Source organism: Pseudomonas fortuita (assembly GCF_026898135.2).
Taxonomy (GTDB): Bacteria; Pseudomonadota; Gammaproteobacteria; order Pseudomonadales; family Pseudomonadaceae; genus Aquipseudomonas; species Aquipseudomonas fortuita.
On record NZ_CP114035.2, the window covers coordinates 4,269,041 to 4,283,890 of the forward strand.

General features: G+C 62.3%; 12 protein-coding genes. 8 read left to right on the forward strand and 4 right to left on the reverse strand.

What is annotated here, in order from left to right; translation table 11 throughout:
* Nucleotides 1-29 precede the first annotated feature (29 nt).
* Genes dnaQ through OZ911_RS19760 form a run of 3 tightly spaced genes read right to left on the reverse strand, consistent with a single transcriptional unit; the run spans nucleotide 30 to nucleotide 2,075 of the window.
* Entirely contained in the window at nucleotides 30-788 is a 759-nt protein-coding gene (gene dnaQ, locus OZ911_RS19750; RefSeq protein ID WP_016488237.1) for a DNA polymerase III subunit epsilon, read from the reverse strand.
* A 51-nt stretch (nucleotides 789-839) separates the two neighbouring features.
* Nucleotides 840-1,286 carry a ribonuclease HI gene (gene rnhA / locus OZ911_RS19755; RefSeq protein WP_016488238.1) on the reverse strand — a complete coding sequence of 149 codons (447 nt, stop codon included), beginning with the start codon at nucleotides 1,284-1,286 and terminating at the stop codon, nucleotides 840-842.
* Nucleotides 1,287-1,301: 15 nt separating this feature from the next.
* Nucleotides 1,302-2,075 carry a class I SAM-dependent methyltransferase gene (locus tag OZ911_RS19760; protein ID WP_016488239.1) on the reverse strand — a complete coding sequence of 258 codons (774 nt, stop codon included), beginning with the start codon at nucleotides 2,073-2,075 and terminating at the stop codon, nucleotides 1,302-1,304.
* An 85-nt stretch (nucleotides 2,076-2,160) separates the two neighbouring features.
* Here OZ911_RS19760 and gloB point away from each other — a divergent pair, with 85 nt between their 5' ends.
* The 8 genes from gloB to OZ911_RS19800 all read left to right on the forward strand — a co-directional run bounded on the left by gloB (nucleotide 2,161) and on the right by OZ911_RS19800 (nucleotide 12,552).
* A complete protein-coding gene (gene gloB / locus OZ911_RS19765; RefSeq protein ID WP_023047866.1) occupies nucleotides 2,161-2,940 on the forward strand; it encodes a hydroxyacylglutathione hydrolase in 780 nt (259 codons plus the stop codon).
* Nucleotides 2,941-3,040: 100 nt separating this feature from the next.
* Nucleotides 3,041-4,471: a lytic transglycosylase domain-containing protein gene (locus tag OZ911_RS19770; RefSeq protein WP_016488241.1), complete on the forward strand. Its 1,431-nt coding sequence runs from the start codon at nucleotides 3,041-3,043 to the stop codon at nucleotides 4,469-4,471.
* Nucleotides 4,472-4,577: 106 nt separating this feature from the next.
* Nucleotides 4,578-5,087 (forward strand): hypothetical protein, encoded by a 510-nt coding sequence (locus OZ911_RS19775; protein ID WP_016488242.1) that lies wholly within the window; start codon nucleotides 4,578-4,580, stop codon nucleotides 5,085-5,087.
* Between the two features lie 98 nt (nucleotides 5,088-5,185).
* Nucleotides 5,186-7,015, forward strand: a complete 1,830-nt coding sequence (locus tag OZ911_RS19780) for an extracellular solute-binding protein (protein WP_207268618.1) — start codon at nucleotides 5,186-5,188, stop codon at nucleotides 7,013-7,015.
* Nucleotides 7,012-8,847: an extracellular solute-binding protein gene (locus OZ911_RS19785; protein WP_268968458.1), complete on the forward strand. Its 1,836-nt coding sequence runs from the start codon at nucleotides 7,012-7,014 to the stop codon at nucleotides 8,845-8,847. The genes OZ911_RS19780 and OZ911_RS19785 overlap by 4 nt, the downstream gene beginning before the upstream one ends.
* A 1-nt stretch (nucleotide 8,848) precedes the next feature.
* Nucleotides 8,849-9,922 (forward strand): microcin C ABC transporter permease YejB, encoded by a 1,074-nt coding sequence (locus OZ911_RS19790; protein WP_016488245.1) that lies wholly within the window; start codon nucleotides 8,849-8,851, stop codon nucleotides 9,920-9,922.
* A 1-nt stretch (nucleotide 9,923) separates the two neighbouring features.
* Nucleotides 9,924-10,943 (forward strand): ABC transporter permease, encoded by a 1,020-nt coding sequence (locus OZ911_RS19795; RefSeq protein WP_016488246.1) that lies wholly within the window; start codon nucleotides 9,924-9,926, stop codon nucleotides 10,941-10,943.
* A gap of 1 nt (nucleotide 10,944) precedes the next feature.
* Nucleotides 10,945-12,552, forward strand: coding sequence for an ABC transporter ATP-binding protein (locus tag OZ911_RS19800; protein WP_016488247.1), 1,608 nt, complete (start codon nucleotides 10,945-10,947; stop codon nucleotides 12,550-12,552).
* 100 nt (nucleotides 12,553-12,652) lie between these two features.
* Here the strand turns inward: OZ911_RS19800 and OZ911_RS19805 are convergent, their stop codons facing one another.
* The gene (locus OZ911_RS19805; RefSeq protein WP_031311971.1) at nucleotides 12,653-14,842 is read right to left on the reverse strand and encodes a TonB-dependent receptor; all 2,190 of its coding nucleotides are present in this window, start codon (nucleotides 14,840-14,842) and stop codon (nucleotides 12,653-12,655) included.
* Nucleotides 14,843-14,850: the final 8 nt, after the last annotated feature.

Consider the following 14,850-nt stretch of genomic DNA (forward strand, 5'->3'; position numbering starts at 1 on the left):
GCCACACAACCCACGGCAAGCAGAAAAAATTACCCTGTTGGCGTCTCGGTAAGGACCTGCCACATGGAGGGCCCACCCGCCGACTTGGCAACGGCGGCCAGCCGCTCGGCATGCGCCTCCAGTTCCTCGGTACTGGCCATGATCACCCGCCCCGGCGTACGCCCGACAATGCGGCGGATCTCGCTGCCGCCAGCGCCCTGCCCGTCATCTTCGGCATCCGCCCCATGGCCAGCCAGCGACAGGCTGGTCTGGCCACCGGTCATCGCCAGGTAGACGTCAGCCAGCAGTTCCGAGTCGAGCAATGCGCCGTGCAACTCACGGCCCGAGTTGTCGATGTCGTAGCGTTTACAGAGCGCATCGAGGCTGTTGCGCTGCCCCGGGTGGCGCGAGCGCGCCAGCAACAGGGTGTCGAGGATGGTGCAATGTTGCGAAATGTCAGCGCGATGCTGCTGGCCCAGCAAGGCGAATTCGTTGTTGATGAAGCCAACGTCAAACGCCGCGTTATGGATGACCAGCGTGGCGCCCTGGATGAATTCGAAGAATTCCTCGGCTACATCGCCAAAGCGTGGCTTGCCGACCAGGAAGGTATCGGTGATGCCGTGGACGTTGATAGCGCCCTCGTCACTCTCGCGGTCCGGCTGCAGGTAGACGTGGAAGTGCCGCCCGGTGAGGCGCCGGCCGATGACCTCGACACAGCCAATCTCGATGATGCGGTGGCCTTCGCTGACCGGCATACCCGTGGTTTCGGTATCGAGAATGACGAAGCGTTTATCTTGCTGCTGCTCCACGCGGGGCGCTCCAACTTGCATCAGTTACAAAGGCCGCAATTGTACCCCAGCTCAACGCTGGGCGCGCACCTCATCGACCCCACGGTTGGCCAGTTGGTCGGCGCGCTCGTTCCCGGGGTGACCAATGTGGCCGCGCACCCACTTCCAGCTCACCTTGTGGCGGTTGACCTGTTCATCGAGCTGCTGCCACAGGTCGGCATTTTTCACCGGCTCTTTGGCTGCGGTTTTCCAGCCGCGCTTCTTCCAGTTGACCATCCACTCGTTGATGCCTTTCATCACGTACTGCGAGTCAGTGGTCAGCACCACGTCGCACTCACGCTTGAGCGACATCAGCCCCTGGATGGCCGCCATCAGTTCCATGCGGTTGTTGGTGGTTTCACGTTCGCCGCCCCACAGTTCCTTCTCGACGCCCTTGTAGATCATCAGGACGCCCCAGCCACCCGGGCCAGGATTGCCTTTGCAGGCACCATCGGTAAACATTTCGACGCTATCGCTCATGTACCACTCTTGAATTCAGTGCTTGTCAGTTTCAGGGTTGGCCGCCGTGCGGTTCACCTTGGCCAGCGGCAGCGGCAGCAACTTGCCCATCGGCTCTCGGCGCTCCGGGCGCAACGGCCGCAGGCCCACCACCATCTTGCGCGCCACCAGCAGGTACACCCCGCCACCAGAGGTCTGCCAGCCGCCAGCCACCCGTTCCCAGCCCGCCAGGCGCTGCTGCCAGGCCGGTGAGGCAAGCGGCGGACGATAGCACCCGAAGCGGCGTTTCTCCAGCGCGAAGCCCAGCAGGTTGAGCCAGTCGCCTACCCGCGACGGCGAGATACAGCGGGCCTTGCGCAGGGCATCATGGCTGAAGAAGTGGCGCATGCCCCAACTGCTCCACGGGTTGATCCCGACGATCAGCAGGTGCCCGCCCGGGCGTACGGCGCTGGCGGCCTCGCGCAGCAAACCGTGAGGCGACAGGCTGAAATCCAGGCCATGTTGCAGCACCACCACATCGGCGGCGTGCTCGCTCAATGGCCAGGCCTGTTCTTCACAGGCAATCTCCACCCCCGGTAGCGGCGCCCCAAGGCGCACGTTGCGCTGCACCTGGGGAGCGCTGGGCGGCGGCTCCGCGCAGGGGCCGTAGTGCACGAGGTAACCCCCGAAGAAGCGCCCGAGCTCTTCTTCCAGCAGTTTTTCCTCTTCCTTGAGCATCAGCTGGCCGAGCGGGCCATTGAACCACTCACGGGCCAGGCTGATCAGCTTGACCCAGTCCGGGTCGGCCTGGGCAAAGGCTTGGTCGGTCATTGCGCTCTCCCTCGAAGGTTCTCCCACCGCGCCATCGCGGCTAAGATGCCTTCATGTGCCACGCTTGGCGAATCGGATCCGCACCATGATACAGATCGATGCTCTCCCCGCTTTCTCCGACAACTACATCTGGTTGTTACAGGATACTGCCAAACGCCGCTGCGCGGTGGTCGACCCCGGAGATGCCGGCCCAGTGGAACGCTGGCTGTCGGCCAACCCAGACTGGGTGCTCAGCGACATCCTGATTACCCACCACCACAACGACCATGTCGGCGGCGTGCAACGGCTCAAGCAACTGACCGACGCACGGGTCTGCGGCCCGGCCAACGAGCACATTCCCTGCCGCGATCTGGCGCTGGACGACGGCGACCCAGTGACGGTGCTTGGCGTGACGTTTCAGGTCCTGGCGGTGCCTGGCCACACCTTGGGGCATATCGCGTTCTTCAGCGATCAGCCGCCGACGCCAGTATTGTTCAGTGGCGACACCCTGTTCGCCGCCGGGTGCGGGCGAATGTTCGAGGGTACACCCGAACAGATGCAACCGGCCCTCGCCCGCCTGGCGGCGCTGCCGCCACAAACTGAAGTGTACTGCGCCCACGAATACACCCTCAGCAACCTGCGCTTTGCCAAGGCGGTGGAACCCACCAACCTGCACGTTCTTGAGCGGTTCGAGGACGTTACCCGTTTGCGCGCCGACAATCGCATCACCTTGCCATCAACGATTGGCCTGGAACGCCTCACCAACCCCTTCCTGCGCACCTCTGAAACATTAGTTAAACAAAAAGCAGACGAATGGAAGGGACATTCAAACGACTCGCAGGTCACTGTTTTTGCTGCCTTGAGGTCTTGGAAGGACACCTTCTGATAACCTCAAGATATATCGCAAAGCGCTGACAACGGTTGACCCGGCCGGGAGCGGTTTCTAGAATCGCCGAAATTTTTTGCCCGGATACCTGTCCCAGCCGATGTCTTCCCGTAGCCGCAGAACCGCTCATTCAGTCGCCTTGACGCGCCTGGCCCAAATCAGTGCGCTGGCGCTGGCCGCCACCCTGGTGGGCTGCCAGAGCACCCGTCAGCTTGACGACTCCGAAAGCGTTCGCGCGCACAATTACCAGGCGCGGATCAAGCACAAGCCTGCACCGCTGCTGGTCAAGCCGGTTGAGAAAACGCCGCAGGACGTTTGGGAGCGCATGCGCCAGGGCTTCGCCCTGCAGGACAGCATCGACGTCAACCCGCGCATCGAGCAGCAGCGCCTGTGGTTCGCCAGCAACCCCACCTTCATCGAAAGCGCCGGTGAGCGCGGCAGCCTCTACCTGCACTACATTGTCGAGCGTCTTGAAGAGCGCGACATGCCGCTGGAGCTGGCGCTGCTGCCCGCCATCGAGAGCGCCTACAACCCGATGGCCTATTCACGTGCCAGCGCTGCCGGCATGTGGCAGTTCATGCCAGCGACAGGTCGCCACTTCAACCTGCGCCAGACCAACTTCTACGATGGCCGCCGCGATATCACCGCGTCGACCAACGCAGCACTGGATTACCTGACCCGCCTGCACGACATGTTCAACGGCGACTGGCTGCTGGCCCTGGCCGCTTACAACGCCGGCGAAGGCACGGTCAGCCGCGCCATGGAACGCAACGAAAGGCTCGGCCTGCCAACCGACTACTGGAACCTGCCGCTGCCGCAGGAAACCCGCGACTATGTGCCCAAGCTGCTGGCCTTGTCGCAGGTGGTACTCACGCCTGAAGCCTATGGCGTCAACCTGAACCCGATCGCCAACGAGCCCTACTTCGAAGCGGTAGCCATCAATGATCGCCTGGACCTGTCGCGGGTGGCGGCCTTTGCCAATATCGACGAAGACGAGCTGATCCAGCTCAACCCGGCCTTCAAGAAGCGCATGACCGTGGACGGCCCGCAGCAGCTGTTGGTACCAACCGCCAAAGCGCAGTTGCTGAGCGACAGCCTGTCCAACCTCAAGCCCGAGCAACTGGTCAGCCTGCAACCAAACAAGGCCGTGTTCGCCCGCGCTGTGGCCGAAGCCAAGGCGCCGGTAGCGGCACGCAGCTACCGGGTCAAGCGTGGCGACAACCTGGGCGCCATCGCCAAGGCCAACCGCGTTTCGGTGAGTGACATCAAGCGCTGGAACCGCCTGTCCGGCAACAGCCTGCGTGCCGGCCAGGTGCTGGCCCTGCGCGGTGGCAATGGGCCGAGCGCCGCCGGCAATCGGGTTGCTGCTTCCGGCAAGCGCTCTACCCAGTACAAAGTACGCAAGGGCGACTCGCTGTACCTGGTGGCCAAGCGTTTCAACGTTGAGATGCAGCACCTCAAGCGCTGGAACCCGCGCAGCGGGCATGCATTGAAGCCCGGGCAGACACTGACCGTTTACTTGTCGCATTGATCTGAAGCTCCGGGTACACCTGCCATGGTGTGGTAATCGGCTAATACCTCGCGCAACCTCCAACAGCTGAAGCTGCAGCCTCCACTCCATCAAAGAGGCTGCACCCATGGCACCGTCTCAAAACAGCCAGCTCCAACGCTTCGAAGCCAACATTCATGATGTCTTCAGCTTTACCCGGGCGGAGTACCTGATCAACGATGATGGCGACTTCGACCTCTATACCTTGCGTTTTATCGATCCCCAGTACCAGATCACCAAATCTGCGCAACATGACAGAGGCGACCATAGGCGCTTGAAGCCGGCCGTGGCGCCTATCCTGGTAGCCTATTCAGACCATTTCATGAGGGGTACTTTCTCCTCTCACATTTCGTATCTTCATTTTGTATATCCTGCTGGAAAGCAGCTGACGCACAAAGTGCTCAACACCGACATAACCGTCAATCAGGTACCTGGGCAGATGAACGCGCTGCGCTTTCGCCAAGAGCGGGATGTGCCGGACAATTGGGTTGCGAACACGTACTGGGTTCTGACCGACCAGCACGGCACCGAATACAAAATCCAATTCACTTCAGAAGATAACGCCAACTTGATCGGCATCGCCCGTTATCCAGGTTGAGATCAAGATGGAGCGTCCATTCGGACGCTCTTTTTCCAATCTCACCAAGCTGTTACTGTACCCGATCAAAGCCCAACGCCTCTGGATCGGATGCCGACTTGATACGTCCCCTCCTGCTGTCACTCAGCCTGGCCTTGAGCTTTCCCGTAGCCGCGATGGTGAGCGAAAGCCACGGATACGCGCAGTTCGGCACGCTCAAGTACCCAGCCACATTCACCCATTTCGACTGGGTCAACCCGCAAGCGCCCAAGGGCGGTACCTTGCGCGCCATGGCTTTTGGCACCTTCGATACCCTCAACCCCTACACCTTCAAGGGGTCGAGCCCGATCACCACGCCCAATTTCCAGCAGTACGGCATCAGCGAGCTGAACGAGCCGCTGATGGTCGGCACCGGCCAGTACGACCCGTCGGGTGACGAGCCGACCTCCAGCTACGGCCTGATCGCCCGTTCGGTCGAATACAGCGAGGACCGCAGCTGGGTGGTGTTCAACCTGCGCCCGGAAGCCCGCTGGCATGACGGCCAGCCGATCACTTCGGCAGACGTGGCCTTTTCCTACCGCACGTTGCTCAAGGACGGCCACCCGATCTACCGCACCAACCTGCAGGAAGTGCAGCGGGTAGACATCCTCGGCCCGCTGCGCATCCGTTTCGTGTTCAAGCGCGCCGGCAACCCGCTGCTGATCCTGCGCCTGGGCGAAATGCCGGTGCTGCCCAAGCACTACTGGCAAAAGCGCGACTTCAAAGCCACTACCTTCGAGCCACCCTTGGGCAGCGGCCCCTACCGCATCACCCAGGTACAACCCGGGCGCCGGCTGGTGTTCGAACGGGTGAAGAACTATTGGGGCAAGGACCTCGCGGTCAACCGTGGCAAGTACAACTTCAAGCGCGTGGAATACGAGTTCTACCGCGACGCCACGGTCGCGTTCGAAGCGTTCAAGGCTGGCGAATTCGACATCTACATCGAGCACCAGGCGAAGAACTGGGCCAACGGCTACAACTTCCCGGCCGTGCGCCGCGGCGAGGTGATCAAGGCGCAGATCCCGCACCGCATCCCCACGCAAACCCAGGGCCTGTTCATGAACAGCCGTCGGGCCACCTTCAGCGACCCACGGGTACGCCAGGCGCTGGGCCTGATGCTGGACTTCGAGTGGACCAACCGCGCCCTGTTCAGCAGCGCCTACCGCCGCTCGACCAGTTACTACCCCAACAGCGAGTTCGCCGCCAGCGGCGTGCCTACCGGTAAGGAATGGCTGTTACTGGCGCCGTTCCGCGACCAGTTGCCGGCCAAGCTGTTCAGCGAACCCTACAAGGTCAGCCAGACCGATGGCCGCGGCATCAACCGCCAGACCCTGCGCCAGGCCTTGGGCCTGCTTGCCGAGGCTGGCTGGAAGCTGAACGGCCAGCGCCTGCTCGACAGCAAGGGCCAGCAACTGCGCATGGAACTGCTGCTGGTTAACCCCAACCTTGAACGCATCCTGCAACCTTATGTCGAAAACCTGGCCAGCATCGGCATCGATGCACGCTTGCGCACCGTGGACCGTGCCCAGTACAAACAACGTCTGGACCAGTTCGATTTCGACATGATTCTGATGACCTTGAACCAGACCCTGAGCCCCGGCCTGGAGCAGTGGCTGTACTTCCATTCCAGCCAGGCCGCGACCAAGGGCAGCAAGAACTATGCTGGGGTCAAGGACCCGGTGGTCGATCACCTGCTCGACACCCTGCTGGCCGCACGCACCCGCGACGATCAGGTCGCCGCCGCCCGCGCCCTGGACCGCGTGCTCTCATGGCAGTACTACATGATCCCCAACTGGTACCTCGACAACCATCGCCTGGCCTACCGCAACCGGTTCGCCTTCGTCACCACGCCGCCCTATACCCTCGGGCTGAACAGCTGGTGGATCAAGACTTCGGAGAAAGCCCAATGACGCCAACGCACCGTCTGCGCCGGCTGGCATGCAGCCTGTTGCTCGCCTGCCTGAGCCTTCCCACCCTGGCCGCACCGCAGCACGCGCTCACCCTGTACGACGAGCCACCCAAGTACCCTGCCGACTTCAAGCACTTCGACTACGTCAACCCCGACGCGCCCAAGGGCGGCACCTTCCGCCAGTCCAGCTTCGGCGGCTTCGACAGCCTCAACCCGTTCATCAACAAAGGCGTATCGGCCGAGAACATCGCCAGCATCTACGACACGCTGATGCGCCAGAGCCAGGACGAGCCGTTCACCGAATACGGCCTGGTGGCCGGCAAAATCGAGAAAGCCCCGGACAACAGCTGGGTGCGCTTCTACCTGCGCCCCGAAGCCCGCTTCCACGACGGCCACCCGATGCGTGCCGAGGACGTGGTGTTCACTTTCAACGCCCTGATCAAGCACGGTGCACCGCTGTACCGCCAGTACTACGCCGACGTCGCTGAGGTGGTCGCCGAAGACCCGCTGAAGGTGCTGTTCAGGTTCAAGCACAAGGGCAACCGCGAGCTGCCGCTGATTCTCGGCCAACTGCCCGTGCTGCCCAAGCACTGGTATGAAAACCGCGACTTCAACCGTGGCAACCTGGAAATCCCTCTGGGCAGCGGCCCGTACAAGGTCGCCGAGGTCAAGGCCGGCCGCTCGGTGCGCTACGAGCGGGTCAAGGACTACTGGGCGAAGGACCTGCCGATCAACCGTGGCTTCTACAACTTCGACGTCATGACCTTCGATTCCTACCGCGACACCACCGTCGCCCTGGAAGCGCTCAAGGCCGGGGCGTTCGACTATGCACTGGAAGTCAGCGCGAAGAACTGGGCCACCGCCTACAACGTGCCCGCCGTGCGCGAAGGCCGCCTGATCAAGGAAGAGCTGCCCAATGGCAACCCCACCGGCATGCAAGGTTTCGTCTTCAACATCCGCCGCCCGGTGTTCCAGGACATTCGCGTGCGAAAGGCACTGAGCCTTCTGCTGGACTACGAGTGGACCAACAAGCAGCTGTTCAACGGCGCCTACACCCGCACCGGCAGCTACTTCGAGAATTCGGAAATGGCCGCCCATGGCTTGCCTGGCCCCAACGAGCTGAACATCCTCGAGCCGCTGCGGGGCAAAATCCCCGATCAGGTATTCACCGAGGCTTACAAGAACCCGGTCAGCGACGGCAGCGGCATGATCCGCGAGCAGCAGCGCCAGGCCTACAAGCTGCTGCAGGACGCCGGCTGGAAAATCGTCGATGACAAGATGGTCGACGCCCAAGGCAAGCCGGTAACCATCGAGTTCTTGCTGGCGCAGACCGAGTTCGAACGCATTCTGCTGCCGTTCAAGCGGAACCTCGCCGACCTCGGCATTGACCTGAGCATCCGCCGGGTCGACGTTTCCCAGTACATCACCCGCCTGCGTTCACGTGACTACGACATGATCGTCGGCGGCTACCCGCAGTCCAACTCGCCGGGTAACGAACAGCGCGAGTTCTGGTCCAGTGCCGCCGCCGACAACCCCGGCAGCCGCAACTTCATCGGCCTGCGCGATCCGGCCATCGACCAGTTGGTGGAACAACTGATCAACGCCGACTCCCGCCAGAGCCTGATCGACCACTGCCGTGCCCTCGACCGCGTGTTGCTATGGGGCTACTACGTGATCCCCAACTGGCACATCAAGACCTGGCGCGTGGCCTACTGGAACCACATCGGCCACCCGAAAGTGTCGCCCAAATACGACATCGGCATCGACACCTGGTGGATCAAGCCCGGGGTAACCCCGGCGGTCAGCGAAGCCCCTGCGGACGAGGCCAACTAAGATGCTGGCCTACATCCTGCGCCGCCTGCTGCTGATCATCCCGACCCTGTTCGGTATCCTCATCATCAACTTCATCATCGTCCAGGCCGCACCCGGTGGCCCGGTCGAGCAGATGATCGCCAAGCTTGAAGGCTTCGAAGGCGCCACCAGCCGCATTGCCGGTGGTGGCGCCGAGGTTTCCGTGGCCGGCTCCAACTACCGTGGCGCCCAGGGCCTGGACCCGGCGCTGATCGCCGAAATCGAGCGCATGTACGGCTTCGACAAGTCGCCGCCCGAGCGCCTGTGGATCATGATCAAGAACTACGCCCGGCTGGACTTCGGCGACAGTTTCTTCCGCGATGCCAAGGTAATCGACCTGATCGTGGAGAAGATGCCGGTGTCGATCTCGCTGGGGCTGTGGAGCACGCTGATCATGTACCTGGTGTCAATCCCGCTGGGCATCGCCAAAGCCGTGCGCCACGGCAGCCACTTCGACGTGTGGACCAGCTCGGCGATCATCGTCGGCTATGCCATCCCGGCGTTCCTGTTCGCCATCCTGCTGATCGTGCTGTTCGCCGGTGGCAGCTACTTCGACTGGTTCCCGCTGCGTGGCCTCACCTCCAACAACTTCGACGAACTGAGCACCACCGGCAAGGTGCTGGACTACTTCTGGCACCTGGTGCTGCCGATCACCGCACTGGTCATCGGCAACTTCGCCACCATGACCCTGCTGACCAAAAACAGCTTCCTCGACGAGATCAACAAGCAATATGTGGTCACCGCCAAGGCCAAGGGCCTCAGCCGGCCAAGGGTGCTGTACGGCCACGTATTCCGTAACGCCATGCTGCTGGTGATTGCCGGGTTCCCGTCGGCGTTCATCGGCATCTTCTTCACCGGGTCGTTGCTGATCGAGGTCATCTTCAGCCTCGACGGCCTGGGCCTGATGAGTTTCGAAGCGGCCATCAACCGCGACTACCCGGTGGTCTTCGGCACCCTGTTCATCTTCACCCTGTTAGGGCTGGTGGTGAAACTGATCGGCGACCTGACCTACACCCTGGTCGATCCACGCATCGACTTCGCCAGCCGGGAGCACTGACATGGCCTTGTCCCCCCTCAACCGCCGGCGCTTCGAGCGTTTCAAGGCAAACCGCCGTGGCTGGTGGTCGCTGTGGCTGTTCCTGATCCTGTTCGGCCTGAGCCTGGGCGCTGAGCTGATCGCCAATGACAAGCCCGTTGCCGTGCGTTACGACGGTGAATGGTACTTCCCGGCGTTCAAGCGCTACCCGGAAACCACCTTCGGCGGCGAATTCCCGCTGGAGGCCAACTACAAAAGCCCGTACATCCGCGAACTGCTGGCGAAGAAAGACAGCTTCGTGCTGTGGGCGCCAATCCCGTTCAGCTATCAAAGCATCAACTACGACCTGCGCGTGCCCGCCCCCGCTCCGCCCTCGACCGATAACTGGCTGGGTACCGACGACCAGGGCCGAGACGTGCTGGCGCGGGTAATCTACGGCTTTCGCATTTCGGTACTGTTCGCCCTCACCTTGACGGTGGCCAGCTCCATCGTCGGCGTCATCGCCGGCGCCTTGCAGGGCTTCTATGGCGGCTGGGTCGACCTGGCCGGGCAGCGCTTCCTGGAAATCTGGTCGGGCCTGCCGGTGCTATACCTGCTGATCATCCTGGCCAGCTTCGTGCAGCCTAACTTCTGGTGGCTGCTGGGTATCATGCTGCTGTTCTCGTGGATGAGCCTGGTGGATGTGGTCCGCGCCGAGTTCCTGCGCGGGCGCAACCTGGAATATGTGCGCGCCGCCCGTGCCCTGGGCATGCGCAACGGCGCAATCATGTACCGCCATATCCTGCCCAACGCCATGATCTCGACGATGACCTTCATGCCGTTCATTCTCACCGGCGCTATCGGCACCCTCACTGCCCTGGACTTCCTCGGCTTCGGCCTGCCCGCCGGTTCGCCATCGCTGGGCGAACTGGTAGCCCAGGGCAAGTCCAACCTGCAAGCGCCATGGCTGGGCATCAGCGCCTTTGCGGTGCTGGCGCTGATGCTGAGCCTGCTGGTGTTCATCGGCGAATCCGCCCGCGATGCCTTCGACCCGAGGAAGTGACATGAGTGAACAGAACCTGATCGAAGTGCGGGACCTGGCAGTGGAGTTCGTGACCGGGGACCAGATCAACCGGGTGGTAGACGGCATCAGCTTCGATATCCGCAAAGGCGAGACACTGGCGCTGGTGGGCGAAAGCGGCTCAGGCAAATCGGTCACGGCGCACTCGATCCTGCGCCTGCTGCCCTACCCCCTGGCCCGCCACCCCAGCGGCAGCATCCGTTACCAGGACAAGGACCTGCTGCAGCAGAACGAGAAGACCTTGCAGCGAATCCGAGGCAACCGCATCGCGATGATCTTCCAGGAGCCGATGACCTCGCTCAACCCGCTGCACTGCATCGAGAAGCAGATCAACGAAATCCTTTTGCTGCACAAGGGCCTGAGCGGCAAGGAAGCGACCGCTCGCACCCTGGAGCTACTGGATCTGGTCGGCATTCCCGAGCCGCACAAGCGCTTGAAGGCCCTGCCCCATGAGCTGTCGGGCGGGCAACGCCAACGGGTGATGATCGCCATGGCACTGGCCAACGAGCCTGAACTGCTGATTGCAGATGAGCCGACCACGGCGCTCGACGTGACCGTGCAGTTGAAAATTCTCGACCTGCTCAAGGAACTGCAGGCGCGCCTGGGCATGGCGCTGCTGCTGATCAGCCATGACCTGAACCTGGTGCGTCGCATCGCCCACCGCGTGTGCGTGATGCAGCGCGGGCAAATTGTCGAGCAAGCCGAATGTGCCACGCTGTTCAGCGCGCCACAGCACCACTACACACAGATGCTGATCAATGCTGAGCCCAGCGGGCTGCCGGCCCACAACCCGGTCGGCGCGCCACTGCTGGAGGTGGATGATCTCAAGGTGTGGTTCCCGATCAAGAAGGGGCTGCTGCGGCGCACGGTTGACCATGTAAAGGCCGTGGACGGGGTCAACTTCAGCTTGCCCCAAGGGCAAACGCTGGGGATTGTCGGGGAGTCCGGGTCGGGCAAGTCAACGCTCGGTCTGGCGATCCTGCGGCTGATTTCCAGCCAGGGAGGCATCCGTTTCCATGGGCAGGACTTGCAAGGGCTGAACCAGAAGGCCGTGCGGCCGCTGCGGCGGGAAATGCAGGTGGTGTTCCAGGATCCGTTTGGCAGCCTGAGCCCGCGTATGTGCGTGGCGGACATTGTGGGCGAAGGGCTGCGCATTCACGGCATTGGCACCGCGCAGGAACAGGAAGCAGCGATTATCGCGGCCCTGGAGGAGGTAGGCCTGGACCCCCGCACACGCCACCGCTACCCCCATGAGTTTTCCGGCGGCCAGCGCCAGCGCATCGCCATTGCCCGGGCGCTGGTGTTGAAGCCAGCACTGATTCTGCTGGATGAACCCACGTCAGCGCTGGACCGTACCGTGCAGCGGCAGGTGGTCGAGTTGCTGCGCAGTCTGCAGCAGAAGTACAACCTGACCTACCTGTTCATCAGCCATGACCTGGCGGTGGTCAAGGCGCTGAGCCACCAGTTGATGGTGATCAAGCATGGGCAGGTGGTTGAACAAGGGGATGCGCAGGCGATCTTCCATGCGCCGCAGCACCCGTACACGCGACAGTTGCTGGAGGCGGCGTTCTTAGAGGTTGAAGTTTCGTAGGGGCTGCGTGTTGGCCTCGCTCCTTGTTGCACGTTGCAGATCCAGCGCCGCGCGGGCGGCGCTCGATTTACGCGACATCGCACCACCACCGCCCGGATTATCAGAAGTCAATGGTGCCGGAGAACTTCAGCAGTCGCGGATCGCCCTGGGTCAGGTAACCACCGTTAGCCGAGGCCCAGTAGTTCTTGTCGGTCAGGTTTTCCACATTCACCCGCAGGGTCAGGTCTTTCTCCGCTACCTTCAACTTGTAACGGGCACCGGCATCGAAACGGTTCCAGGTCGGCAAACTGACGTTGTTCGCCGCATCGACGAACTGGCCACCGGTGCGCAGCATCCTCGCATTCAGCGCCAGCCCAGGTACGCCAGGCACGTCCCAGTCGACGCTGGCATTGAGCTGGAACGTCGGCACGCCAATGGCATGGTTGCCATCGTTGCTGCCGTTGGCTGTTTTTTTCTGCTCCGAGGTCATGCGCGTGCCGCCAGCCATCAGGCGCAGACCCTGGACCGGCTCGCCGAACAGGCTCAACTCCAGGCCTTTGTTGACCTGTTCACCGTCGCGAATGAAGACATTGTTCAACGTATAGCCGTCTGAAGGCTTCTCGATACGGAATACGCCCAGGTTCGCACCAAAGGTCTGTCGGTCGAACTTGATACCAGCCTCAAGCTGCTTGGTGCGGCCTGGCGGGAACATCTCGTTGGCATTCGACACATTCGCTGGCGCCGTTGGCCCCTGAGCCAGGCCTTCGATGCGGTTGGCATACAAGGAAATGCTGTCGGTGGCCTTGAACACGATGCCATACACCGGTGTGGTGATCGACTCCTCGTACGGGTCGCCTTTGCGGCTGCCGTCATTCGCCAGGTTGGCCTGCCCTTGAGAGGTCGTGCCATCGTAAGTATAGCTTTCCACCCGCAGCTGCTGCCGCCGCAAGCCGTAAGTCAGCAGCAGGCGATCATCGAAGACGCCAATGGTGTCGGAAATGGCGATGCTCCGTGCGCGGGTCTTGCCGGTAACACCGGGGTCACCCATTTCGCCACCCGTGCTGGTGACAGTGCCCGGCTTGGCCTTTTGCACGCCGTCGTAGATGTTGGTGCTGACCGGCGAATAGAAGGTGTAGGCGTTTTCCGCCTGGGTCCACATGGTATTGGCCCCCAAGGCGATCTGGTGGCTGATCGGCCCGGTCTGCAGGCGCCCATTCAGGCCAGTACTGAAGCTGGTGTTGTCTTCACCGTGCACGATGTCCGAAGGGGTCATCGTCGCTGCACCGCTGTTGCCGACCAGTACCGGGGTACCGTAGGTGCCCTGCTCGCGCGTGTGCCGGGCGCCGCCGGCGAGGTAGGCGGTCCAGTTGTCGCTCAGGTCCCATTCGCCACGGACCATGCCGAAGGTATCTTCCGACTCGCTGTAGCTCCAGCTCTGGCCATAGTTGTGGCTGGCGTCCGGCGCGGTCGGGGCCTTGGTCGTGGTACTGCCCAGGCGCACGGAATTGCGCAAATGGTTGATGCGCTGTTTCTGGTAGCCGATGTCAGTCGCCACGCGGAAGTTGTCGCCACGGTAGTCCAGGCCAGCGGTGAACAGCTTGGTGCGCTGGTCCTGGTCATCCACGGCAGTTTCACCTTCGCGTTGGCTGAGGTTCAGGCGCGCGCCGAAACGGTTGTCCTCACCGAAGCGTTGGCCGATATCCAGGTGCTCGCCAATACGGCCATCGGCGCTGATGTCCTGGGTGTAGCGGCGGGTCGGCTCATCACCGGCGCGCTTGGGCTGCAGGTTGACGTTGCCGCCCAGGCCCGTGCCGGTCGGGCTCACGCCATTGAGGAAGGCATTGGGCCCCTTGAACACTTCGACCCGCTCGACGCCGTCGGTGGACATGATCTGCCGCGGCAAGATGCCGTACAGGCCATTGAAGGAAATATCATCGCCGGCCAGCGGCAACCCCCGGATCACGAAGACCTTGGACTGGTTACCGAAGCCGAATGATTCACGCACCGAGGGGTCGTTGGCCAGGACGTCACCGATGTCTTCCGCCTGCTGGTCTTCGATCACCTTGGCGGTATAGCTGGTCATGGTAAAGGGCACATCCATGTAGTCCTGGTTACCCAGCACGCCCATTCGCCCGCCACGGGCCACCTGGCCGCCGGCAAACTCGTCGGGCAATGCGTCGGGGCGCGCTTTCAGGGCATCGGCGCTGACATCGGTCGCCTCCAGCTGGATCGGTTCGGCAGCCTGCGCCATCAGGGTTACGGAACAGCAGATCGCCAGTAATGCGGGACGCGAGGGGACACGGGAAGGCATGGGATAAT

Bases quoted from the DNA above. Each gene is read 5' to 3' on its own strand.
- rnhA (WP_016488238.1), bottom strand. From the start codon at position 1,286: ATGAGCGATAGCGTCGAAATGTTTACCGATGGTGCCTGCAAAGGCAAT.
- OZ911_RS19760 (WP_016488239.1), bottom strand. From the start codon at position 2,075: ATGACCGACCAAGCCTTTGCCCAGGCCGACCCGGACTGGGTCAAGCTG.
- gloB (WP_023047866.1), top strand. From the start codon at position 2,161: ATGATACAGATCGATGCTCTCCCCGCTTTCTCCGACAACTACATCTGG.
- OZ911_RS19770 (WP_016488241.1), top strand. From the start codon at position 3,041: ATGTCTTCCCGTAGCCGCAGAACCGCTCATTCAGTCGCCTTGACGCGC.
- OZ911_RS19775 (WP_016488242.1), top strand. From the start codon at position 4,578: ATGGCACCGTCTCAAAACAGCCAGCTCCAACGCTTCGAAGCCAACATT.
- OZ911_RS19785 (WP_268968458.1), top strand. From the start codon at position 7,012: ATGACGCCAACGCACCGTCTGCGCCGGCTGGCATGCAGCCTGTTGCTC.
- OZ911_RS19790 (WP_016488245.1), top strand. From the start codon at position 8,849: ATGCTGGCCTACATCCTGCGCCGCCTGCTGCTGATCATCCCGACCCTG.
- OZ911_RS19795 (WP_016488246.1), top strand. From the start codon at position 9,924: ATGGCCTTGTCCCCCCTCAACCGCCGGCGCTTCGAGCGTTTCAAGGCA.
- OZ911_RS19800 (WP_016488247.1), top strand. From the start codon at position 10,945: ATGAGTGAACAGAACCTGATCGAAGTGCGGGACCTGGCAGTGGAGTTC.
- OZ911_RS19805 (WP_031311971.1), bottom strand. From the start codon at position 14,842: ATGCCTTCCCGTGTCCCCTCGCGTCCCGCATTACTGGCGATCTGCTGT.